Source organism: Streptomyces sp. RLA012 (assembly GCF_056270325.1).
Genome location: NZ_JBWDPA010000002.1, coordinates 6,782,423 through 6,804,402, shown reverse-complemented (window position 1 = coordinate 6,804,402; position 21,980 = coordinate 6,782,423). Strand labels below are relative to the sequence as shown.

Here is a 21,980-nt window from a genome sequence, read left to right as displayed (position 1 = left end):
GCACCTGGCCTACCCCTCCCCCATCCACCCCCTGGCCGCCACGACTGCGACTGCGACCACGACCACGACTACGACCCGAGAATCGTCGCCAGGAACTCACCCGTCCATCCCAGCAACTCCCGCCCGACCAGCGGCTTCCCGCCGACCTTCGCCGTCTTCGGGCGGGGGACCAGGAGCTGGCGGGCGGCCGGCTTGATGACCGTGCCCGGGTACAACCGCTTGAGGCGGAGTTCCTGGGACTCGCGCAACTCCGCCGGTGCGAAGCGGATGTTGTTGCCCTGGAGCACGATCTCACCCACACCGCACGACCGCGCGAGCATCCGCAGGCCCGCCACGAGCAGCAGGTTCTCCACCGGCTCGGGCAACTTGCCGTAGCGGTCGACGAGTTCCTCCCGTACGGACTTCACGTCCTCCTCCGTGTTGGCGGAGGCGATGGCACGGTAGGCCTGCAGGCGCAGCCGCTCGCCGGGCGCGTAGTCGTGCGGGACATGCGCGTCGACCGGCAGCTCGATCTTGACGTCCAGGGGCTGTTCCTCCTCGACGCCGCCTTCCAGGGAGGCGCGGTAGTCCGCGACCGCCTCGCCGACCATCCGGACGTACAGGTCGAAGCCGACCCCCGCGATATGACCCGACTGCTCGCCGCCGAGCAGGTTGCCCGCGCCGCGGATCTCCAGGTCCTTCATCGCCACGTACATGCCCGCGCCCATCTCGGTGTGCTGCGCGATGGTCGCGAGCCGCTCGTGCGCGGTCTCCGTCAGGGGCTTCTCCGGGGGGTAGAGGAAGTACGCGTAACCGCGTTCCCTGCCCCGTCCGACGCGTCCGCGCAGCTGGTGCAGCTGCGAGAGGCCGAAGTTGTCGCCGCGCTCGACGATCAGCGTGTTGGCGTTGGAGATGTCGATGCCGGATTCGACGATCGTCGTCGACACGAGCACATCGAACCTCTTCTCCCAGAAGTCGACGACCACCTGCTCCAGGGCCTGCTCCCCCATCTGGCCGTGTGCCGTCGCGATGCGTGCCTCCGGGACGACCTCCCTGAGTCGCGCGGCCGCGCGGTCGATCGACTCCACCCGGTTGTGGATGTAGAAGACCTGGCCCTCGCGGAGCAGCTCCCTGCGAATGGCCGCGCCGATCTGCTTCTCCTCGTACGGACCCACGAAGGTCAGCACCGGGTGCCGCTCCTCCGGCGGGGTGGTGATCGTGGACATCTCCCGGATGCCCGTCACCGCCATCTCCAGCGTGCGGGGGATGGGAGTGGCCGACATCGTCAGGACGTCGACGTTCGCGCGCAGCTTCTTCAGCTGCTCCTTGTGCTCGACGCCGAAGCGCTGCTCCTCGTCGACGATGACCAGGCCCAGGTCCTTGAACTTCGTCTCGGCGGAGAACAGCCGGTGGGTGCCGATGACGACGTCCACCGCGCCCTCCCGCAGGCCCTCCAGGACCGACTTCGCCTCGGTGTCGGTCTGGAAGCGGGACAGGGCGCGGACGTTCACCGGGAACTGCGAGTAGCGCTCGGAGAAGGTCCCGAAGTGCTGCTGCACCAGCAGCGTCGTGGGCACCAGGACCGCGACCTGCTTGCCGTCCTGCACCGCTTTGAAGGCCGCACGGACCGCGATCTCCGTCTTGCCGTAGCCGACGTCGCCGCAGACCAGGCGGTCCATCGGGACCGTCTTCTCCATGTCCTCCTTGACCTCGGCGATGGTCGTGAGCTGGTCGGGGGTCTCCGCGTACGGGAAGGCGTCCTCCAGCTCGCGCTGCCACGGCGTGTCGGAGCCGAACGCGTGCCCCGGGGCCGCCATCCGCGCGCTGTACAGCTTGATCAGATCCGCGGCGATCTCCTTGACGGCCTTCTTGGCGCGCGCCTTGGTCTTCGTCCAGTCGGCGCCGCCCAGGCGGTGCAGGGTGGGGGCCTCGCCACCGACGTACTTGGTGATCTGTTCCAGCTGGTCGGTGGGGATGTAGAGGCGGTCGCCGGGCTGACCGCGCTTGGCCGGCGCGTACTCCACGACCAGGTACTCGCGGGTCGCGCCCTGCACCGTGCGCTGCACCATCTCGATGTAGCGGCCGACACCGTGCTGCTCGTGCACGATGTAGTCGCCGGCCTCCAGGGTCAGGGGATCGATCGTCTTGCGGCGGCGGGCCGGCATCCGCGCGCCGTCCTTGCCGGCCGCCTTCTGACCGGAGAGGTCGGTCTCCGTCAGGACCGCCAGCTTGAGCGCCGGGTCCACGAAGCCGTAGTCGATCGAGCCGCACGAGACGTGGACGACGGACGGGGTGATGTCCGCCAGCTCCGCGTCGAGGCGGGCCGCGATGCCCTCGCCGCCGAGGACCTCGACGGTACGGGCGGCGGGGCCGTGCGCCTCGGTGACGTACACCGTGCGCCAGCCGTCCGCGAGCCAGCCCTTGGTGTCGGCGAGCGCCCTGGCCGTGTCGCCGCGGTAGGTCTCGGGGGCGTGCATGCCCAGCTTGAGGGTGTCCGCGTCGAGCTCCTCGTCGGCCGCGAACGGCGACACCGACCACCACATCATGCCCAGCTCGCGCGCCCGGTCCCGGACGTCCGCGATGGCCCACAGGGAGGCCGCGCCGACGTCGATGGGGGCCTCGCCGCCCCCGGCCGTCGCCGCCCAGGACGCCTGCAGGAACTCCTGCGAGGTCGCCACCAGGTCCGCGGCCCGCGTGCGTACCCGCTCCGGGTCGCAGACGACGGCCATCGAGCCCTTGGGCAGCACGTCGAGCAGCAGCTCCATGTCGTCGACCAGGACCGGAGCCAGCGACTCCATTCCTTCCACGGCGATGCCCTCGGCGATCTTGCCGAGCAGGTCGCCCAGCTCCGGGTGCTCCTCGGCCAGCCGGGCGGCGCGCTCGCGTACCTCGTCCGTGAGGAGCAGCTCGCGGCAGGGCGGCGCCCACAGGCCGTGGTCGGCGACCTCCAGGGAGCGCTGGTCGGCGACCTTGAAGTAGCGGATCTCCTCGACGTCGTCGCCCCAGAACTCCACCCGCAGGGGGTGCTCCTCGGTGGGCGGGAAGACGTCCAGGATGCCGCCGCGCACGGCGAACTCGCCGCGCTTCTCGACGAGCTCGACCCGGGAGTACGCGGCTGCCGCGAGCGCCTCGACGATCGCGCCCAGGTCGGCGCTCTGGCCGGTGCGCAGCGCGACGGGTTCCAGGTCGCCCAGGCCCTTGACCTGCGGCTGGAGTACGGAACGGACCGGGGAGACGACGACCGAGACCGGACCGGTCTCGGGGTCGTCGGGGCGCGGGTGGGCCAGCCGGCGCAGGACGGCGAGACGGCGGCCGACCGTGTCCGACCTGGGGGACAGCCGCTCGTGCGGGAGCGTCTCCCACGACGGGTACTCCACGACCGTGTCCGCCGGGAGGAGGGACCTGAGCGCCGCGGCCAGGTCCTCGGCCTCGCGTCCCGTCGCCGTCACCGCCAGTACGGGGCGGCCGGCGTCGCGGGCCAGGGCCGCCACCGCGAAGGGGCGGGCCGCGGGCGGGCCGACCAGGTCGACATGCATCCGGTTGCCGTCGGTGGCGGCCTTCACCGCTTCCGTGAGGGCGGCGTCCTTGACGACGGCGTCGAGCAGACCGTGCAGGCTCATGAAGGGCTTCCATCCCGGAGAGTGGGCAACGCGAACCGCCCGACACGTCGAGACGGGCCGGGGGCCTCCAGCCTACGACGGCGCGCCCGCTCATGCCGGGCCTGTGGACAACGCCCACGTCCCAGGGCCGGATCATGCCGACCGGCTCCGACAGGAGCGCCTCAAGGACGCCTCAAGGACGCCTCAGAGGCGCATCAGGGGCGCGTCAGAGGGTCGTCAGGGGCTCGTCAGGGGCGCGGAGCGCGGCATCGTGCGACTCGCCGCGTGGGCGCGGCCGGTCCTCGCCCACCCACGGCTGCGTACTCCCGAAGCGGCGCACCTGAGGCAGCGAGTACGACCACGGGCCCGGCCCAGGAGGTGAAGTCCTCCTGGGCCGGGCCCGTCCCCCGTAACCCCCGTGCACGGTGGCTTTGCGGCGGCTCACGCCGGCTCACGTCGGCTGGTCGGTGGCGATCAGTCGGTGGCGATGGCGTTCAGGACGTTCATCCGGCCCGCCCGGAACGCCGGGATCAGGGCGGCGAACAGGCCCACGAACGCCGAGCCGACGAACACCGCGATGATGGTCGGCCAGGGGATCTCCAGGACCTTCAGGCCCTCCAGGGCGAGGAGCTTCTGGGCGGTGGCGCCCCAGCCCATGCCCAGGCCGAGGCCGAGCAGCGCGCCGAAGAGGGCGATGACGACCGACTCCAGGCGGATCATGCGGCGCAGCTGGCGGCGGGACATCCCGATGGCGCGCATCAGGCCGATCTCGCGCGTCCGCTCCACCACCGACAGGGCGAGGGTGTTGATCACGCCGAGGACCGCGACGACGATGGCGAGGGCGAGCAGGCCGTAGACCATGTTCAGGAGCTGGCCGATCTGGTCCTTGAGCTCCTGCTTGTAGTCGGTCTGGTCGCGGACCTCGTACTGCGGGTACTGCTCCATGGACTTCTTCAGGGCCGCGTACGCCTGCTTCTCCTGGCCGTCCTTGGCGCTGGCGAACATGATCTCGTCCGGCGGGATCCGGTCGGCCGGGAGGTACTTCCGCATGGTCTGCGTGCTCACGTACCGCGCGCCCTGGTCGATGACCACGTCGTCGTCGGTGATCGCGGCGACCTTGAGTTTCGCCGTGCTGCCGCCCTTGAAGGCGACGGTCAGGGTGTCGCCGAGCTTGATGTGGTGCTTGGTGGCGAATTCGGAGCCGACGGACATCGCGTTCGTGCCGTAGGCGGCGGTCAGTTCACCGGCCGTCGTCTTGCGGTGCAGGTCCTGTGCGTAGGAGGGGTCGGCGGCGGTGACGCCGTCGGTGTCCGAGGTGCCGTCCGGGGCGGTGAGCGTGGCCTCCAGCTCCCGGTAGTGGGTGACGTGCGACAGACCGGGCGTGGACTCGATGGTCTTGGCCGCCTGCGGGACGATCCGCTGGTTGCCCTGGATGATGAAGTCGGTGCCGACCGACTTGTCGAGTTCGTCGGTCGCGGAGGCGACCATCGAGGAGCCGACCACCGACAGGCAGGCGACCAGGGCCAGGCCGATCATCAGGGCCGCGCCGGTGGCTCCCGTACGGCGGGGGTTGCGCAGCGCGTTGCGCTCCGCCATCCGTCCGACGGGGCCGAAGAAGCGCAGCAGCACCGCGCTGATCACCCGGACGACACCGCCCGCGAGCAGCGGGCCGATGATGACGAACCCGATCAGGGTCAGGACGACACCCGCGCCCAGCATCAGCGAACCGTCGGTCGCCTTGTCCGCGTGGGCCGCCGTGAAGAGCGCGAAGGTTCCGGCGCCGGTGAGGACCAGGCCGATGATGCCGCGGACGAGACCGGCCTTGCCGTCCGCCGGCGTACCGGCGTCGCGCAGTGCGGCCATCGGGGAGACCTTGCCGGCCCGGCGGGCGGGCAGATAGGCGGCGAGGACGGTGACCACGACGCCGAGAAGGACTCCGACGACCGGAGTCGTCGCCTTCACCGTCAGATCGCGGGTCGACAGGTCCATGCCCGCCGCCGACATGAGCTTCATCAGGCCGACCGCGAGGCCGACGCCCGCGGCGACACCGAGGATCGAGCCGAAGACACCGAGGAGCGTCGCCTCGACGAGCACCGACCGGTTGATCTGCTTGCGGGACGAGCCGATCGCCCGCATCAGGCCGATCTCACGGGTGCGCTGGGCGACCAGCATCGAGAAGGTGTTGATGATCAGGAAGATGCCGACCAGGAAGGCGATCCCGGCGAAGCCGAGCATGGCGTACTTGATGACGTCCATGAAGGAGCCGACGCCGGAGCGGTTCTCGTCCGCGTACTCCTTCTGCGTCTGCACCTTGTAGGCGCCGGCGCCCACGGAGGCGATGACGTCCTGCTTGAGCGTGTCGTTGGTGACACCGGTGGCGGCGGAGAGGTTGATGTTGGTGAACCGGCCGGTGGTGCCGAGCAGTTCACGCTGGGCGGTGGCGGTGTCGAAGTAGACGACGGCGGCACCGGGGTTGGTCACCTTGAAGGTGGCGATGCCGACGATCCTGGCCTTGAAGTCACCGGTGACCGTGATGGTCCGCAGTTCGTCGCCGAGCTTGAGGTGGTGCTTGTCGGCGGTGTCGGCGTCGACCATCGTCTCGGTCGGCCCGCGCGGGGCGTGACCGGAGGTGATCTCCATCGAACGCAGGTCGTTGTGCGTCCAGTTGCCGGCTATGGTCGGGGCCCCGTTGCTGGACCCCATGTTCTTGTTGGCGCTGTTGACGACGGTCACGTTCATCGAACTGACCGCGCCCTCGGCGGACTTGACGCCGTTCACCTGCTGGGCCCGCGTCAGGACGGACGCGGGCACCGAGTCCGGCTTGCCGTTCTGCGGGGTGTCGTCGCTCTTCGCCGCCTTCGGCGAGATGGTGACATCGGCGGAGGTGGCGGCGAACAGCTTGTCGAACGTCGTGTTCATGGTGTCGGTGAACACCAGGGTGCCGCAGACGAAGGCCACGGACAGCATCACCGCGACCGCCGACAGCGCCATCCGCCCCTTGTGCGCGAAGAAGTTGCGCATCGAGGTCTTGAGGACGGTCATGACGTACGCCCCCGGGCGTCGAAGTCCTTCATGCGGTCCAGCACCTGATCGGCCGTCGGCTGGTGCATCTCGTCGACGATCCGGCCGTCCGCGAGGTACAGCACGCGGTCCGAGTACGAGGCCGCCACCGGGTCGTGCGTCACGATCACGATGGTCTGGCCGAGTTCGTCCACCGAGCGGCGCAGGAAGCCCAGTACCTCGGCGCCCGCCCGGGAGTCGAGGTTTCCGGTCGGCTCGTCGCCGAAGATGATCTCGGGCCGCGCGGCCAGCGCCCGGGCCACCGCGACGCGCTGCTGCTGGCCGCCGGAGAGCTGGCTCGGCCGGTGCTTGAGCCGGTCCGCGAGGCCGACGGTCTCCACCACCTGGTCCAGCCAGCCCTTGTTCGGCTTGCGGCCCGCGATGTCCATCGGCAGCGTGATGTTCTCGATCGCGTTCAGCGTCGGCAGCAGGTTGAACGCCTGGAAGATGAACCCGATCCGGTCCCGGCGCAGCTGCGTGAGCTTCTTGTCCTTGAGCCCGGTGATCTCGGTCTCGTCGAGGTGGATCTGGCCGCTCGTCACGGTGTCGAGCCCGGCGAGGCAGTGCATCAGCGTGGACTTGCCGGACCCCGAGGGGCCCATGATCGCGGTGAACTGCCCCCGCGCGATGTCCACGTCGACGTGGTCCAGGGCGACGACCCGGGTCTCCCCGGACCCGTACGCCTTGACGACCTGCCGCGCTCGCGCGGCAACGGCCGTACGCCCTCCAGTGCCCCCGTGCCTGGGAATGGTCACAGCCGATGTCACGGTGTATCTCCTCTGTCGGTCGGACGTCCGGTCGGCCCGTCGGCCGGTCGGTCGGCGGATGAAGTGCTCTTCGCTACGTCGGTAAGTCTGGTGGCGGGGGGTGGTCCGGCGCGCTGGTGCCCAGCGCAGTCTTCTACGGGGGAAAACCCCACCCCCCGCGGTCCGGCCCGTACCACCGCGCCCCGCCCCCCGCGGCATAAAGCCAGGTTAAGGAAGCCCCTCGCCCGTCTCGTCCTCCGCCGGTACGAACGCCCCCCGAGCCTTTGTGGGGAGGGACCCCTAGGGGAAGTCCACCCTGCGGTGGAGCACCCCTCGGGGTTGCCTCCACCCTCGGTCCCCGGCAGCGTCCACCCTCCCGCCGCGTGAGGGTCAATGAGAGGGTGTGGGACGACGGATAGTTGCAGGGGGAACCGAATAGAGGGGACACTCCAGTGGGCCAGGAGGACACCGGGATACGGACCGCGGCGGCGCAGCACCCACGGACCTCTCGGGGCCCCAGGGGCAGCGTCATCGCCGCCCTCATGCTCTCCATGGCGCTGGCCGCGCTCGACTCCACCATCGTGTCGACGGCCGTACCGCAGATCGTCGGCGACCTCGGCGGCTTCTCCGTCTTCTCCTGGCTGTTCTCGGGATACCTGCTGGCGGTGACGGTCACCCTGCCCGTGTACGGCAAGCTGTCGGACACCTTCGGCCGCAAGCCGGTGCTGATCGCGGGCGCCGCCGTCTTCCTCCTCGGCTCGCTGCTCTGCGCCACCGCCTGGAACATGGCGGCGCTCATCGCCTTCCGGATCGTGCAGGGCCTGGGCGGCGGTGCCCTGCAGGGCACCGTGCAGACGCTCGCCGCCGACCTCTACCCGCTCAAGGAACGCCCCAGGATCCAGGCCAGGCTGTCCACGGTGTGGGCGACCTCGGCGATCGCGGGGCCGGCCCTCGGCGGAGTCCTCGCCGCGTACGCCGACTGGCGCTGGATCTTCCTCATCAACCTGCCCATCGGCGCGCTCGCGCTCTGGCTGATCGTCCGCCATCTGCACGAACCGGCACGGGAGAGGTCCGGCCGCCGCCCGCGGATCGACTGGGCGGGCGCGCTGGCCGTCTTCGCCTGCGGCGGTGTGCTGCTGACCGCGCTGGTGCAGGGCGGGGTGGCCTGGGACTGGCTGTCGCCGCCGTCCCTGTGTCTGTTCGGTACGGGGTTCGCTCTGATCGGTGCGGTGGTGGTGATCGAACGCCGGGCGGCCGAGCCGATCATCCCCGGATGGGTGTGGCGACGCCGTACGATCGCCGCCGTCAACCTCGCGCTCGGCGCGCTGGGGCTGCTCATGGTCGCCCCCACGGTCTTCCTGCCCACCTACGCGCAGGCGGTCCTGGGCCTCGCCCCCGTCGCCGCCGGATTCGTGCTCTCCGTATGGACGTTGAGCTGGCCGGTGTCGGCGGCGTTCAGCCAGCACGTGTACCGCCGGATCGGCTTCCGCAACACCGCGATGCTCGGCATCGGCACCGCCACCCTGATCCTCCTCGCCTTCCCCCTCCTGCCCTACCCCGGCGAGCCCTGGCAGCCGGCCCTGCTGATGCTCCTGCTCGGCGGCGCGCTGGGCCTCTTCCAACTGCCCCTGATCATCGGCGTCCAGTCGACGGTCGGCTGGGAGGAACGCGGGACGACGACGGCGTCGGTCCTCTTCTGCCGCCAGACCGGCCAGACCATCGGCGCGACCCTGTTCGGCGCGATCGCCAACGGGGTGCTGGCCGCGCGGCTCGGCGGGGCCGGGGACCTGGACGCGGTGACGCGCGCGCTGGACTCGGGCGCGCCCGCCGAACATCTGCGGCACGCGGTCGCGGACGCGGTCCACGCCGTCTACCTGGGCGCGGCCGGCGCCGCCGCGCTCGCCTTCCTGGCGCTGCTGTTCGTGGCACCGAGGCGTTTCCCGGTACTGAAAAACCCGGAGGAGTGAGGATCCGGCGGCCCTAGAATCACGGCCGATGACAGCCGATGACAGCCGACGTCGGCCGATGTCGGAGCTGATCACGGGGGGGGAATGATGTACGCAGGCGTACGCGCACTCATACGAGGAAGACGCGCGCTCGCAGCGGCAGGGGGCCTCGCGGCCGTGATCCTGCTCGCGGGCTGCGAGATCACGATCGGGGACGGTGATTCCGGCACGGCTTCCGGCACGGATCCGGACACCGGCCCCGGCGGCCTGTTCGCCTCACCGGTCACCTCCGAGGCCCCTGCGCGTGTCCTCGGCCCCGACGGGCTGGGCCCCCTGCGGATCGGTATGACGCTCGACGAGGCCGCCGCGACCGGCGCGTTCGACAAGCGCGCCGAAACGAAGGGCGCGTGCATGTCGGACACCGGCACGAACCGCATCACGGTCGGCTGGTCGGGCAGGCTCGGCATCAGCCGGCTCACCGCCGACAACGTGCACACACCGGAGGGCATCGGGGCCGGGTCGACGTACGCACAGGTCAAGAAGGCCTACCCGAAGCCCGCCTACCCGCAGGACGGTTCGCTCGACGAGGACATCTCGCTCATGGGCACGGTCTGGACGGCGGTACCGAACCGTCCCAAGGCCATGTACGTCTTCCGCTTCGTCCCCGACACGGTCGTCCGCGGCCACCTGGACGCCGCCAAGGTGCAGATCGTCGTGCTCAAACTGAAAGCGGAGCGGAACTGCTGAGGAACGCCCGGCGCAAACGCGGGTGACGCGACGGGTAACACCCCAGGTCACCGAAGTACCCGTGGGGCGGGCGGAACCGCGCCGCGGAGCGGCCGAGGCAGCGGCGCCCGCCTGCCTACTCCGCCGGGGCCCGTCCCGTCAGAGTGGTCAGACTCGACCGTACGTTGTCCATCTGCGCCCGTACGTCGTCCCACCGCTCTCCGTGCTCGCGCAGCACCCGCTCCGTCTCCCGGGCGATGTGCTCCTCCCGTACCCGCGCCTCGGCCAGCACCTCGTCGGCCCGCGCCACCGCGTCCTCCTGCCCGCGCCGGGCGGACTCCTCGGCCTCGGCGAAGGCATTCCTGGCCTCGGACAAGGCACGCTCGGCGCGCGCCGCCCGCTCCACGTGGTGTGCGTCGAGCGCGGCCACCCGCTCGACAGCCGCGCGCTCCGCCTCCTCCCAGCGCTCGACGTGCTCCCGCTCCTGCTCCTCGAAGAGCCCCGCCGTCCGCTGCCGCACCTCACGCAGCGCGGCCAGCGCCTCCCCGCGGCCCTCCTTGATCTCGCGGCGGGCGGCGATCCGCATCTCGTCCGCGACGGCACGGGCGCCGAGGAGCCGCTGCCGGGCCCGCTCCTCGACCTCGGCGCGCACTTCGTCGGCGTACGCCTGGGCTTCCTCCAGCGCCCGGACCCCGGCCGCCTCGGTCTCGTCGACGACGCGACGGGCCTCGGCGCGCGCGTTCTCACGTACGGACTCGGCCTCCTCCACGCCGAGTTCGTGAAGCCGGTGGGCGCGCTCGCCGAGCGACTCGTACGTCTGCGGGGCGAGCCGCGCCACCACCTCCCGCAGCCGCCGCACCTCCGCGTCCATCTCCCTGGCCAGGACCGTGAGCCGGGCGGCGCGTTCCCAGGCCGCGTCGCGGTCCCGCGAGAGCGCGGTGGCGTACGCGTCTACCTGCTCGGGACGGTAACCGCGCCCCCGTACGGCCATGAAGCCGTGCGGCGACACCGATGCGCTGCTCATCCTGGGACCCCTCTCCGACATGCGCCCTACGACATGATGTGGCGCATATCTTGGTGGATCAGGCGTAAGTGTTCATAACGCGACACTCCGCCCACCCGTTTCGGTCGTGATGGGTAAAAAAATGGGTGGGACCCGGTCATACGACCCGATCCCACCCAATAACTACCCAAGAAGTACCCAAGAGCCACTCGGGAACCGCCCAGGAACCACCCGAGAAACCAGTCTCAGCCGTGCGTCACAACAGCCCGTCCCACATCTGCTCCAGCAGCACCGACCACCAGCTCTCCGGAGAGCCGAGCGCCGCCGGATCGAGCGAGGCGAGCTGGGCCTGGAAGTCGACGGTCCAGCGGCCCGCCTGCTCCTGGTTGAGCCCGAACCGCAGCCGCCACATCCGGCCGAGCAGGGCCAGACAGCGCGCGAACTCGGGCAGCCCCGTGTTCACGAACTGCGCCGGCATCGAGGCACCGCCCGGACCCGCCTCCACCGGCACGGCCACGATGTTCGCCGTCCCGTACTGGACACAGATCGCCTTGCCGAAGTCGCTGCCCACGACGAGGTACGAGCCCGCGTCCGCGGCCGGCCGCACCCCGCGCTCCTGCGCCAGCTCCGCGAGCGTCGGCACCGGACGGCCCGGCTGGGCCTGCGCCCAGAAGAACGGCCCCATGTCGACCGGCAGTCCGGCCACCACCAGGGTGTGCGCCACCAGGTTCGGGACGCCCTGCCGCGACACCGCGGCCTGGTCGAACCGGAACAACCCCGGCCCGAACGCCGCCGCCAGCTCCTGCCCGATCGCCTCCGGCGCCACCGGCGGCGCGGGCTGCACCGGCGGAATCGGCGCCCGTACCGGCGCCGGCCGCGCGGGACCGTCCGCCACCTGGTGCAACTCGCCCTGATGCGCGAGGAGTTGGTGCATGCCCTGCTGACGGCTCGCGTGGTCCGTGCCGTACGGCGCGATGCTGGTGATCCGCGCCTGCGGCCAGGTCTCCCGGATCATCCGCGCGCAGTACGCGCCCGGCAGCTCGCACGACTCCAACTCCGTGTGCAGCTCCAGCACTTGCTGCGGCGGCACGTTCATCGCCCGCAGCTCGTGCAGCATCTGCCACTCCGGGTGCGGAGTGCCCGGCGCGGAACGCCGGATCAGCTGCTGCTCCGAGCCGTCCTGCGCGCGGTAGCGCAGTACGGCCTGATAGCCCGGGCCGACGGTCGGCTGACCGGTCGGCGGGTAGCCGTACGCCGGGGGCTGCTGCCCGGGCGGCATGGGCTGCCCCGGCATCGCGTGCCCCGACATGGGCTGTCCGGGCATGGGCTGACCGGGCATGGGCTGTCCCGGCATGGGCCGACCCGGCATGGGCCGACCCGGCGCCGACTGGCCCTGCATCGGCTGCGGCGCGCCCTGGGGCATGCCGGGGGCCGGCGGGGGCGCGGGTGCGCCGGGGCCGCTGACCGGGGGACCGACCGGCGGGCCGACCGGCGGTCCGGACAGCATGGTGGCCGCGTGGTGGACGCCGCCGGGGGGCTGACCGCCCGGGGCACCGGGCGCACCGGGCGTGCCGGGGGCGCCCGGCGGCTGAGGCGCGCCGGCGGGCGGGCCCCCCAGCATGGTCGCGGCGTGATGGACACCGCCGGGAGGCGTACCCCCCGGAGCGGGAGGCTGCGGAGGAGCACCCGGCACGACAGGCGCACCCGGCCCTGCCGGACCTGCCGGGCCTCCGGGCCCGTCCGGGCCGAGCTGCGAAACGAGCTGCGTCGGTACGTACCCGCCCGCCGGGGTGCCCGGAGCACCGGGCCCGGACGGCGGGGGCGGAGGCGCACTGCCCGGCCGCGCACCCGGCACACCCGGGGCGCTCGGCGGAGGCGGCGCGCTCACGCCACCGCCCCGCGCGCCCCGCGGCGGCGCCTGCGCCTTGCTGGTCGCGGCGTCGGCGATGTCACTGGCGTTCGGCGGCAGCGGGGCCTGCCGCGGAGGGTTCGGCACACCGCCCGGTCCCTGGGGATAGCCGTACCCGGGCGAGCCCGGAGGCGGCGGGGGAGGCGGCGGCGGAGTGCCGGGAACACCACCGGGCCCCTGCGGGAAGCCGTACGCGGGCGCACCCGGAGGCGGCGTACCGGGCGCACCCGGACCACCACCCGGACCACCCTGGGGATAGCCGTACGACGGCGGGCCGGAGTTGGAGGCGCCGAGCGCGGGCGCCTGCGCCGTCCGCGGGAGTTGACTGCCGCCCGACATCAGGGCCGTCTTGGCGTCCGGGGCCACACCCGGCGACGTCCGCGGACCCGCCTCGTCGTCGGCATCGGTCAACGGCGGTGCGAAAACGGTCGCCGGCAGCGGTACGGAACGGTCGTCGCCCGCGTCCGCGGTGATGTCCGTCCCCGTCCACGGGGTCGCCCCCGGGGGCGGGGCGGGCACTCCCACGGCGTCCTGCGGTCCCACGTCCCGTTCGTCACCGGCCGCCGCGGCGGGCCACGGCGTAGCTCCGGGGGACGCGGCGTGCGCCCCCGGCCTGGAAGGCGCACCGGGCGCCCCCGAGTTCCCGGACACACCCGACGGCACACCCGGCGGCGCAACCGCCGAACCGCCGCCCACCGAACCGCCGCCCACCGAAGCAGCGCCCGCCGCACCCCCGTTGGTGCCGGACACCCCCGCTCCCGTGCCCGCGTCCCGCCGCCGATCCGGAATCCCCAGCCTGTCCGCGGCCTCCTGCAACCACTCCGGAGGACTCAGCAAGAACGAGGTCTGGTTCAGGTCGACCCGAGCCTGAGCCGCCGGCACCGGTTCCGGGGACACCTCCGGCACCCCGTACTCCTCCTCGTACCGGCGAATCACCTCACCGATCGGCAGCCCGGGCCACAGCGTGGCCTCACCGCTGTCCCGCGCGATGACGAGCCGCTGCACGCCCCCGTCGGAGCGCGGCCCCTCGGCACGGTCCTCGGCCCACACCACGAACCCGAGTTCGAACTCCCTCACCCGCACCTCGCGGTGCTGGTAGCCGGGCACCTCGCCGTTGATCCACTCTTCCGCACGCTCCTGCGCCTGCGCGAAGGTCACCATCGGAAGTTCACTCCCCCACCGAGGACGCCGAAGGCGCCGAAGCCACTGAGTCGACAGGAACGGCACGCGCGAAGCCGCCGTCCACCATCAGGTTCGCCACCGTCGCCAACTCCGGCGGATTGCCCGCGAGCCGGGACAGGAACTGGTCGAAGTCGCCACCGCAGGGCACCAGCAGCCGCCGCACCCGCTCGGCCGGCGGCCAGCCGTCCTGGTCCCGGGCGTCGTCGTACGCGCAGAACCAGACCGACCCGATCGCCTCACCCTTCACCTTGACGGCGAGCAGACCGCCCTGCACGAACCCGATGCACAGATAGTCCTTGGTCAGATGGTCGCGCAGGCACTTGTTGATGTAGACGAGGTCGTTCACGGCGGCCTCCTCGCGCACCGTGAAGAACGGCTGGTCCACCAACAGACCCAAGTCGGCGTCGAGCGCGGCACCCACGGGCGCGCATCCACCCGCCGCCTTCAGGAACGACCGATAGGCACCCGGAAGCCGGTAACCGAGATCCTCCTCGACCGCCAGCACCTGCTGCTCGCTCACCGCGACCGACGACTTCGGCAGCCCGAAGTGCGCGGGCCGCGTCTCCTGCAACGGCCGCGTCCCCCGCTTGCCGTGGTCCACGGCCGCCGTCACGATACCGCCGTGGTGCCGCAGCAACGCCTTGACCTCGACGGGAACGAGCTCCAGCCGCCGCGTGCCCGACACGTGATGCCACGTCCAGCCGTGTGGAGTGGCCACCGACGGGATCGTGTCCCACAGGTCGTGCCCCACGGCGGCGAGCGCGGCGTTCGCGGACACATAGTCCGTCAACCGCAGTTCGTCCACGCCGAAACCCTCCGGAGGCTCGGCGATCTCCGCGGCGGCACGCGCGTACGGCGAGAAGTCGGGGTAGCCGTGCGCATCGATCCGTACGCCTCTGGGATGGCGAGCGGCCCGGACCGGATCCGGGAAATGCACGACCTGCCCGGCGTACGCCGCGTTCGGCGGCGCGGCTTGCTGCCCGAGCCGACCTGTCGTCATGACGGTTGCCCCCTGCGGCGTTCTCAATAGCTCTATGGATCGCGGATGTCGACAGCCTATGCGGTTGGAAGACACCGGTCACCGGGCCTCCGGTTCCGTGACCTGCCGTCACCCCGCCGTGACGGTACGACGAAGCCCGGGCGTGTCGCGCGCCCCAGCTACCGCACCGGCCACGCCATTTGGCAGTCTGTAGCCGCATCGGGGGATGCACGGGAGGGAATAATGATCATGAACGCGACGCATACAGGCACGTCCGGGGACCCAAGAGTCGGCTGGAGCAGCTCCGAGGCACCGCACGTCCCCACCCTCCTGCACCGCCGGGACGGCATACTCCCGACCGTCGCGGCCGCCCTCTCCGTACGCGGCGCCACCCTCACCGGCACCGCGGCACGCGGCGACCAGCCACCCGCCCTGCACCCCCTCGTCCAGGACTTCCTCGACACCCTCACCAACGCCCAACGCGACCGCTTCACCGGCCGCTGCGCCGAGGCGATCCTGATCTCCCGGCACATCACCACCCTCGACGCCGCCCGCACCAAACGGGCCGCACGCAAGCCGATGACCAACGGCGAGGCCCGCAGGGCACTCAAACAGGCCAAGCTCACCGCCCGCCGCATCCGCGAGGACGGCGACCCGCTGCACGGCAGCTTCGCCACGCCCTGCCGCGCCTGCAGGGCGCTCAGCGAACACTTCGGCGTCCGCGTCGTCGACCCGACAGCGCCGGCCGACGGCTCCTGACCCCCTCCGAACTCCAGACTTCCCACCCCCGCGCCCCTCCCCCCTCCTCACCCCTCCTCCCCCCTCCTCACCCGTACGCACCACGGCGATGACGACGCCGGTCCATGTCACTCGACGAACGAAGGGCAGATGCACGCCGACCGCACCCCCTCCACACGCTTCCCCGCCCCCGTCGACGCCGCCCTGCGCTCCGCGGGATGGCAGCCCGGACGCTGGGACATACAGCAGGCCGAGTACTGGGCCGACGCACTGCGGGGACACGAGTCACCCGCGGGGCACCGGCATGCCGTGTTCCCGGCCGCCGTGGAGGCGTGGGCGGAATTCGGCGGCCTGCGGGTGACTCCGTCCGGCCCCGGCCGCCAGCTCGCGCCGGCCGCGCTCCACTTCGACCCCCTGCACGGCCTCCACATGGCCCGCACCCTCGGCGACCTCGGCCGCGCGCTGGACACCGACGTCTGCCCCCTCGGCGAGGAGTCCGACTCCCGCGCCCTGCTCGCCATCGACGCCGAGGGGCGCGTCTACACCCTCGATCACACCGGGGACTGGTATCTGGGCCCTGAAATCGACACAGCCCTGACGGCCCTCCTCTCAGGCATGGAACCGGTACGCCTGACAGCCGTCTGACCACCCGGGGTTCTTCGACTGCGGGTGGGTGGGGGTTGCTCGCGCAGTTCCCCGCGCCCCTGAGGTCGGGGCTGCGCCCCGAATCCTCCGGCCGCCCGGACTCCTGCGGCTGCGGGTGTGGGTGTGGGTGTGGGACTGATCGCACAGGCCGGCACCACTCAGCCCGTCCGGCGTTTGAGGACGAGGCCGTTCAGGCCGATAAGGGGGTCTGGGGGCGGAGCCCCCAGGGATGGGACGGGTAGGGGCGGCGGGGGCGAGGAAAAGCCCTCTCACGCGCCGGCCGGGATCACCGCCGACACCCGAAACCCTCCCGCATCCGTAGGCCCGGAAACAAACACCCCACCCAGCGCCGCGACCCGTTCCTTCATCCCCAGCAGCCCGTTGCCACCACTCGGCAACCGCACATCGGAGACCCCCGGCTCCGGCGGACACTCGTTCTCCACCTGCATGGCGATCTCCGCGTCACGATGCGCCAACCGGACATGCGTCTTCGCCCCGGCCGCATGCTTGTGCACGTTCGTCAGCGCTTCCTGCACCACCCGATAAGCCGTCTGCTCGATCTGCCGCGCGTACAACCGGATGTCCCCCTCCACCGAGAGCTCCACCACCATCCCCGCGGCCGCCGACTGCCCGATCAACTCATCCAGTTCCGCAAGAGACGGCCCCTCACCCGCATCGTCGACCGCCCGCGACGCCGCCGCGGCAGCCGCCACCCCCACCGCCGCCAACGGCACCGGCTGCACCCGCGCCGCAAACCCCTCCCCCGTCCGCAGCACACCCAGCATCTCGCGCAACTCGGTCAACGCCTGCCGCCCCATGTCCCCGACCAGCGCCGCGTTCCGCACGGCCTTCTCGGGATCCTTCCGCGCCACGGCCTGAAGCGCCGCCGCATGCACGACCATCAGCGACACCCGGTGCGCCACCACGTCGTGCATCTCCCGCGCGATCCGCGTCCGCTCCTCGTTCCGCGCCCACTCCGCCCGCTCCTCGGCCCGCTCCGCGAGCAACTGCAACTCCCGCTCCAACGAATCCGCACGCTCCCGCAGGCTCTCCATCAGCCGCCGCCGCGCCCCCACGTACAACCCGAGCAGAACGGGCGGAGCGGTCATACCGATGGCGGTCGTGATCGAGACGAACGGAACGAACCAGTCCCCCATCGTCACATCCCCACGCACCCCCACGCCCTGGTGCGCCCGTACGAACGTGACGATCAGCATCCCCGCGAAGGACATCCCCGCGAGCGCCCCGATGATCCGGCGCGGCAGTTCGGACGCGGCGAGCGTGTACAGCCCGACGAGCCCCATCAGGAACCCCATCTGGGCGGGGGTGATGGCGATCGACACCAGCACCACGGCGATCGGCCACCGGCGCCGCAACAACAGCACCGACCCGGCGATCAGCCCGAACCCCACCCCCACCACGACCGGCAGCCCGGCGTCGCGCGCGAACGGAATCCCCTCGATCCCGCATTCGATCGCCGACGCCAGCGTGAGGCTCGCGTCCAGTACGGCACTGCGCCATCTGACCCACCACCACGGCCCGGTCCCGGCCGCGGTGTGTTCTTCCCCCGTCGTGGTCATGCCTCCAGCCTACGTTCGCCCCCCGCCCCCTTTCCGGTGACTTTCGCCTACTGGCTCACACCACGCTCCGCAATCGAACAGAAGCGAAACCGTCCGGTATCCCTCGAACTGCTGAATCGCTCACCGTTCGACCCCGGAAGCCCGCATTCCGCCCGGACGGTATGCCCATGGCACATCCACAGGGCAAGTACGCGGATTTCGAGAACCTGCGCGAACGAGCGATCACACTGCGCCGGGCGGGACTCAGCCTCCGGCAGATCCGGGACGAACTTCAGGTCCACAACAAGGAGACCCTCCAACGCCTCGTCGCGGGCGAGCCGCCTCCGGAGTGGACGAAACGCCCCCGAGCGAAGGACGACCTGCGGGACAGGGCTCGGGAGCTGCGGGGGCAGGGCTGGACGTACAACGAGATCCAGGCGGAGCTGGGCTGCTCGAAGAGTTCGGTTTCGCTGTGGGTGCGGGATCTGCCCCACCCGGAACCCCGTTGCACCCCGGAGGAACAGCGAGCCCGCATGAATGCGGGGCTCGCACGACTGCGCGCAGAGCAGGACCGGGTACGCGAGGAAACCAAGCGACAGGCTGCCGAGTCCATCGGAGAACTGTCCGACCGGGAACTGTTCATGGCCGGGGTCGCCCTCTACTGGGCCGAGGGACAGAAGAGCAAACCGTACCAACGCCGGGAATCCGTCATCTTCATCAACAGCGACCCCGGAGTGATTCAGGTCTACCTCGCGTGGCTGGATCTGCTGGACATGCCACGAGAACGGCTGCGCTTCCGCGTCATGATCCACGAAACCGCGGATGTGGCCACCGCCGAGCGGTACTGGGCCGACCTCGTCCACATCGACGCCGCCGCCCTCCAACCGACAACGCTCAAGAAGCACAACCCCAAGACCGTCCGCAAGAACGTCGGCGACACGTACCGCGGTTGCCTCGTCGTCCGAGTTCTGCAAGGAGCGGAGCTCTACTGCCGCATTGAAGGCTGGTGGGGCAGAATCGTGGCCCAGACTCAGACCCGACTCGGGTAAGGTCTCAAGGGCCATCCCCCGTGGTGTAACGGCAGCACACTGGTTTTTGGTACCAGTAGGACAAGGTTCGAATCCTTGCGGGGGAGCCGCAGCACACAAGGCCTTGGTTCGGGCCCTGACAGCCATGTCAGGGCCCGCTCCCATGTCCCTCCTGATACGCCCCGGTATCCTGCGGATGTCCACACCCCAGCCATCCGAAGCCGAAGGACATACCCGTGAGCGCCAATCCTCCCCAAGCTCTCGACTTCGCTCAAGCAGGGGAAACCCCACTGGCAGCCGTCGTCGTTCTCGCAGCGGGTGAGGGCACCCGTATGAAGTCGGCCACTCCCAAGGTCCTGCACGAACTGTGCGGCCGTTCCCTGGTGGGCCATGTGCTCGCGGCCGCACGCGCGTTGGAGCCCGAGAACCTGGTCGTCGTGGTCGGCCACGCCCGCGAGAAGGTCACCGCACACCTCGCCGAGATCGACCCCGGTGTACGGACGGCCGTGCAGGCCCAGCAGAACGGCACCGGGCACGCCGTCCGCATGGCCCTCGAAGAGCTGGGCGGCGGCGCCGCGGACGGCACCGTCGTCGTGGTCTGCGGCGACACCCCGCTGCTCAGCGGGGAGACCCTGCGCAGCCTCGCCGCCACCCACGCCGCCGACGGCAACGCCGTCACCGTGCTCACCGCCGAGGTCCCCGACGCCACCGGCTACGGCCGCATCGTGCGGGACGGCGCCAGCGGCGCGGTCACCGCGATCGTCGAGCACAAGGACGCCAGTGAGTCGCAGCGCGCGATCCGGGAGATCAACTCCGGGGTCTTCGCCTTCGACGGGCAGCTGCTCGCGGACGCGCTCGGGAAGGTGCGGACGGACAACAGCCAGGGTGAGGAGTACCTGACGGACGTCCTGGGGATTCTGCGCGAGGCCGGGCACCGTGTGGGCGCCTCCATCGCCGGCGACCACCGCGAGATCGCCGGTATCAACAACCGCGTCCAGCTCGCCGAGGCCCGTCGCATCCTCAACGACCGGCTGCTCACCGAGGCCATGCTCGCGGGGGTGACCGTCATCGACCCCGCCTCGACCTGGATCGACGTCACCGTCACCTTCGAGCAGGACGCGATCGTCCACCCGGGCACCCAGCTCCAGGGCGCCACGCATCTCGCCGAGGGCGCCGAGGTCGGGCCCAACACCCGCCTGAAGGACACCCGAGTGGGCGCCGGGGCCCGTATCGACAACACCGTCGCCGACGGCGCCGAGGTCGGGCCGCGGGCGACCGTGGGCCCGTACGCCTACCTCCGTCCGGGCACCCGCCTCGGGCTGAAGGCCAAGGTCGGTACGTACGTCGAGACGAAGAACGCGACGATCGGCGAGGGTACGAAGGTCCCGCACCTGTCCTACGTGGGCGACGCGACGATCGGCGCGTACTCGAACATCGGTGCGGCGAGCGTCTTCGTGAACTACGACGGGCAGGAGAAGCACCACACCACGGTGGGCTCCCACTGCCGTACCGGTTCGGACAACATGTTTGTGGCTCCTGTCACGGTCGGGGACGGCGCGTACACCGCGGCGGGCTCCGTCATCACCAAGGACGTGCCGCCCGGTTCACTGGCCGTGGCCCGGGGCCAGCAGCGGAATATCGAGGGTTGGGTGGCCCGCAAGCGCCCGGGGAGCGCGGCCGCGAAGGCGGCGGAGGCGGCCTCCCGGAAGCCGGAAGGCGAAGCCTGACCTGAAACAGGTGCGTCTGGCACGGCGTACCGTGATAAGTGCGCACCCGACAGGTGCGCACCCGTACCCCCGGCCGAGAGGGCTTCTCGCACTCCGGCCGGGAAGACCTCTCACGCCCCAGCCGAGACACCTCTGAGGAGACTGTGCTGTGACCGGGTTCAAGACGACCGGCGAGAAGAAGATGATGTTCTTCTCCGGCCGCGCCCACCCCGAGCTTGCCGAGGAGGTCGCCCACCAGCTGGGTGTCGGGGTTGTCCCGACGAAGGCCTTCGACTTCGCCAACGGTGAGATCTACATCCGCTACCAGGAGTCCGCGCGCGGTGCCGACTGCTTCCTGATGCAGAGCCACACGGCTCCCATCAACAAGTGGATCATGGAGCAGTTGATCATGATCGATGCTCTGAAGCGGGCCTCCGCCCGGAGCATCACGGTGATCGTGCCCTTCTACGGTTACGCGCGGCAGGACAAGAAGCACCGTGGACGTGAACCGATCTCGGCGCGTCTGATCGCCGACCTGATGAAGACGGCGGGCGCCGACCGTATCCTCACGGTCGACCTGCACACCGACCAGATCCAGGGCTTCTTCGACGGCCCGGTCGACCACCTGTTCGCGCTGCCGATCCTCGCGGACTACGTGGGCGCGAAGGTCGACAAGGCGAAGCTCACGGTCGTCTCCCCGGACGCCGGCCGTGTGCGTGTCGCCGACCGCTGGTGCGACCGTCTCGACGCCCCGCTGGCGATCGTGCACAAGCGCCGCGACAAAGACGTCGCCAACCAGGTGACCGTCCACGAGGTCGTCGGTGATGTGAAGGGCCGCGTCTGCGTCCTCGTCGACGACATGGTCGACACCGGTGGCACGATCTGCGCCGCCGCGGACGCCCTGTTCGCACACGGTGCCGAGGACGTCATCGTCACGGCCACGCACGGCGTGCTCTCCGGTCCGGCAGGCGACCGTCTGAAGAACTCCAAGGTCAGCGAGTTCATCTTCACGGACACCCTGCCGACGCCGGGCGAGCTGGAGCTCGACAAGATCACGGTGCTCTCGATCGCGCCGACGATCGCGAACGCGGTCCGTGAGGTCTTCGAGGACGGTTCGGTGACGAGCCTCTTCGAGGAGCAGTAAAGATCCTTTTGGGTGTGGCCTCCCTGCCGAG

Annotated in this window: 14 protein-coding genes and 1 tRNA gene; 8 read left to right on the top strand and 7 right to left on the bottom strand. The window is 70.9% G+C overall.

Translation table 11 applies throughout. The features are described from left to right. Positions 1 to 68: 68 nt before the first annotated feature. The 3 genes from mfd to RV986_RS31330 form a co-directional block, all read right to left on the bottom strand. On the bottom strand, positions 69 to 3,599 hold the full coding sequence (mfd, locus tag RV986_RS31340; protein WP_475920598.1) for a transcription-repair coupling factor: 3,531 nt from the start codon (positions 3,597 to 3,599) through the stop codon (positions 69 to 71). Between the two features lie 453 nt (positions 3,600 to 4,052). Further along, positions 4,053 to 6,620, bottom strand: coding sequence for an ABC transporter permease (locus RV986_RS31335; RefSeq protein ID WP_475920597.1), 2,568 nt, complete (start codon positions 6,618 to 6,620; stop codon positions 4,053 to 4,055). After that, entirely contained in the window at positions 6,617 to 7,405 is a 789-nt protein-coding gene (locus tag RV986_RS31330) for an ABC transporter ATP-binding protein (RefSeq protein ID WP_475920596.1), read from the bottom strand. The genes RV986_RS31335 and RV986_RS31330 overlap by 4 nt, the downstream gene beginning before the upstream one ends. A 452-nt stretch (positions 7,406 to 7,857) precedes the next feature. On the opposite strand from RV986_RS31330, the gene RV986_RS31325 reads away from it, so the two are divergent. Together RV986_RS31325 and RV986_RS31320 are read left to right on the top strand one after the other, a co-directional pair. Further along, the gene (locus tag RV986_RS31325; protein ID WP_475924498.1) at positions 7,858 to 9,351 is read left to right on the top strand and encodes an MFS transporter; all 1,494 of its coding nucleotides are present in this window, start codon (positions 7,858 to 7,860) and stop codon (positions 9,349 to 9,351) included. A 156-nt stretch (positions 9,352 to 9,507) separates the two neighbouring features. Continuing rightward, the gene (locus tag RV986_RS31320; protein WP_475920595.1) at positions 9,508 to 10,077 is read left to right on the top strand and encodes a hypothetical protein; all 570 of its coding nucleotides are present in this window, start codon (positions 9,508 to 9,510) and stop codon (positions 10,075 to 10,077) included. Positions 10,078 to 10,192: 115 nt separating this feature from the next. On the opposite strand, the gene RV986_RS31315 is transcribed toward RV986_RS31320, so the two are convergent. The 3 genes from RV986_RS31315 to RV986_RS31305 form a co-directional block, all read right to left on the bottom strand. Continuing rightward, on the bottom strand, positions 10,193 to 11,080 hold the full coding sequence (locus RV986_RS31315; RefSeq protein ID WP_475920594.1) for a cellulose-binding protein: 888 nt from the start codon (positions 11,078 to 11,080) through the stop codon (positions 10,193 to 10,195). A 235-nt stretch (positions 11,081 to 11,315) separates the two neighbouring features. Continuing rightward, positions 11,316 to 14,129, bottom strand: coding sequence for an SUKH-4 family immunity protein (locus tag RV986_RS31310; RefSeq protein ID WP_475920593.1), 2,814 nt, complete (start codon positions 14,127 to 14,129; stop codon positions 11,316 to 11,318). Between the two features lie 7 nt (positions 14,130 to 14,136). Beyond that, positions 14,137 to 15,150 carry an SMI1/KNR4 family protein gene (locus tag RV986_RS31305; RefSeq protein ID WP_475920592.1) on the bottom strand — a complete coding sequence of 338 codons (1,014 nt, stop codon included), beginning with the start codon at positions 15,148 to 15,150 and terminating at the stop codon, positions 14,137 to 14,139. Between the two features lie 228 nt (positions 15,151 to 15,378). Here RV986_RS31305 and RV986_RS31300 point away from each other — a divergent pair, with 228 nt between their 5' ends. Together RV986_RS31300 and RV986_RS31295 are read left to right on the top strand one after the other, a co-directional pair. Beyond that, entirely contained in the window at positions 15,379 to 15,888 is a 510-nt protein-coding gene (locus tag RV986_RS31300) for a YwqJ-related putative deaminase (protein WP_475920591.1), read from the top strand. Between the two features lie 129 nt (positions 15,889 to 16,017). Further along, the gene (locus tag RV986_RS31295; RefSeq protein WP_475920590.1) at positions 16,018 to 16,512 is read left to right on the top strand and encodes an SUKH-3 domain-containing protein; all 495 of its coding nucleotides are present in this window, start codon (positions 16,018 to 16,020) and stop codon (positions 16,510 to 16,512) included. Between the two features lie 269 nt (positions 16,513 to 16,781). On the opposite strand, the gene RV986_RS31290 is transcribed toward RV986_RS31295, so the two are convergent. Next, positions 16,782 to 18,092, bottom strand: coding sequence for a sensor histidine kinase (locus RV986_RS31290; RefSeq protein ID WP_475920589.1), 1,311 nt, complete (start codon positions 18,090 to 18,092; stop codon positions 16,782 to 16,784). A gap of 167 nt (positions 18,093 to 18,259) precedes the next feature. Between RV986_RS31290 and RV986_RS31285 the strand changes: the two genes are divergently transcribed. From RV986_RS31285 to RV986_RS31270, 4 genes are all read left to right on the top strand, one after another. Then, positions 18,260 to 19,120 (top strand): hypothetical protein, encoded by an 861-nt coding sequence (locus tag RV986_RS31285; protein ID WP_475920588.1) that lies wholly within the window; start codon positions 18,260 to 18,262, stop codon positions 19,118 to 19,120. 14 nt (positions 19,121 to 19,134) lie between these two features. After that, positions 19,135 to 19,206, top strand: a tRNA-Gln gene (locus tag RV986_RS31280). A 183-nt stretch (positions 19,207 to 19,389) separates the two neighbouring features. After that, positions 19,390 to 20,826 (top strand): bifunctional UDP-N-acetylglucosamine diphosphorylase/glucosamine-1-phosphate N-acetyltransferase GlmU, encoded by a 1,437-nt coding sequence (gene glmU, locus RV986_RS31275; protein WP_475924497.1) that lies wholly within the window; start codon positions 19,390 to 19,392, stop codon positions 20,824 to 20,826. A gap of 148 nt (positions 20,827 to 20,974) precedes the next feature. Beyond that, entirely contained in the window at positions 20,975 to 21,949 is a 975-nt protein-coding gene (locus tag RV986_RS31270) for a ribose-phosphate diphosphokinase (protein ID WP_475920587.1), read from the top strand. The last annotated feature ends 31 nt before the right edge of the window (positions 21,950 to 21,980 follow it).

Bases quoted from the DNA above. Each gene is read 5' to 3' on its own strand.
- mfd (WP_475920598.1), bottom strand. From the start codon at position 3,599: ATGAGCCTGCACGGTCTGCTCGACGCCGTCGTCAAGGACGCCGCCCTC.
- RV986_RS31310 (WP_475920593.1), bottom strand. From the start codon at position 14,129: ATGGTGACCTTCGCGCAGGCGCAGGAGCGTGCGGAAGAGTGGATCAAC.
- RV986_RS31290 (WP_475920589.1), bottom strand. From the start codon at position 18,092: ATGACCACGACGGGGGAAGAACACACCGCGGCCGGGACCGGGCCGTGG.
- RV986_RS31285 (WP_475920588.1), top strand. From the start codon at position 18,260: ATGGCACATCCACAGGGCAAGTACGCGGATTTCGAGAACCTGCGCGAA.
- RV986_RS31315 (WP_475920594.1), bottom strand. From the start codon at position 11,080: ATGAGCAGCGCATCGGTGTCGCCGCACGGCTTCATGGCCGTACGGGGG.
- RV986_RS31300 (WP_475920591.1), top strand. From the start codon at position 15,379: ATGAACGCGACGCATACAGGCACGTCCGGGGACCCAAGAGTCGGCTGG.
- RV986_RS31335 (WP_475920597.1), bottom strand. From the start codon at position 6,620: ATGACCGTCCTCAAGACCTCGATGCGCAACTTCTTCGCGCACAAGGGG.
- RV986_RS31295 (WP_475920590.1), top strand. From the start codon at position 16,018: ATGCACGCCGACCGCACCCCCTCCACACGCTTCCCCGCCCCCGTCGAC.
- RV986_RS31305 (WP_475920592.1), bottom strand. From the start codon at position 15,150: ATGACGACAGGTCGGCTCGGGCAGCAAGCCGCGCCGCCGAACGCGGCG.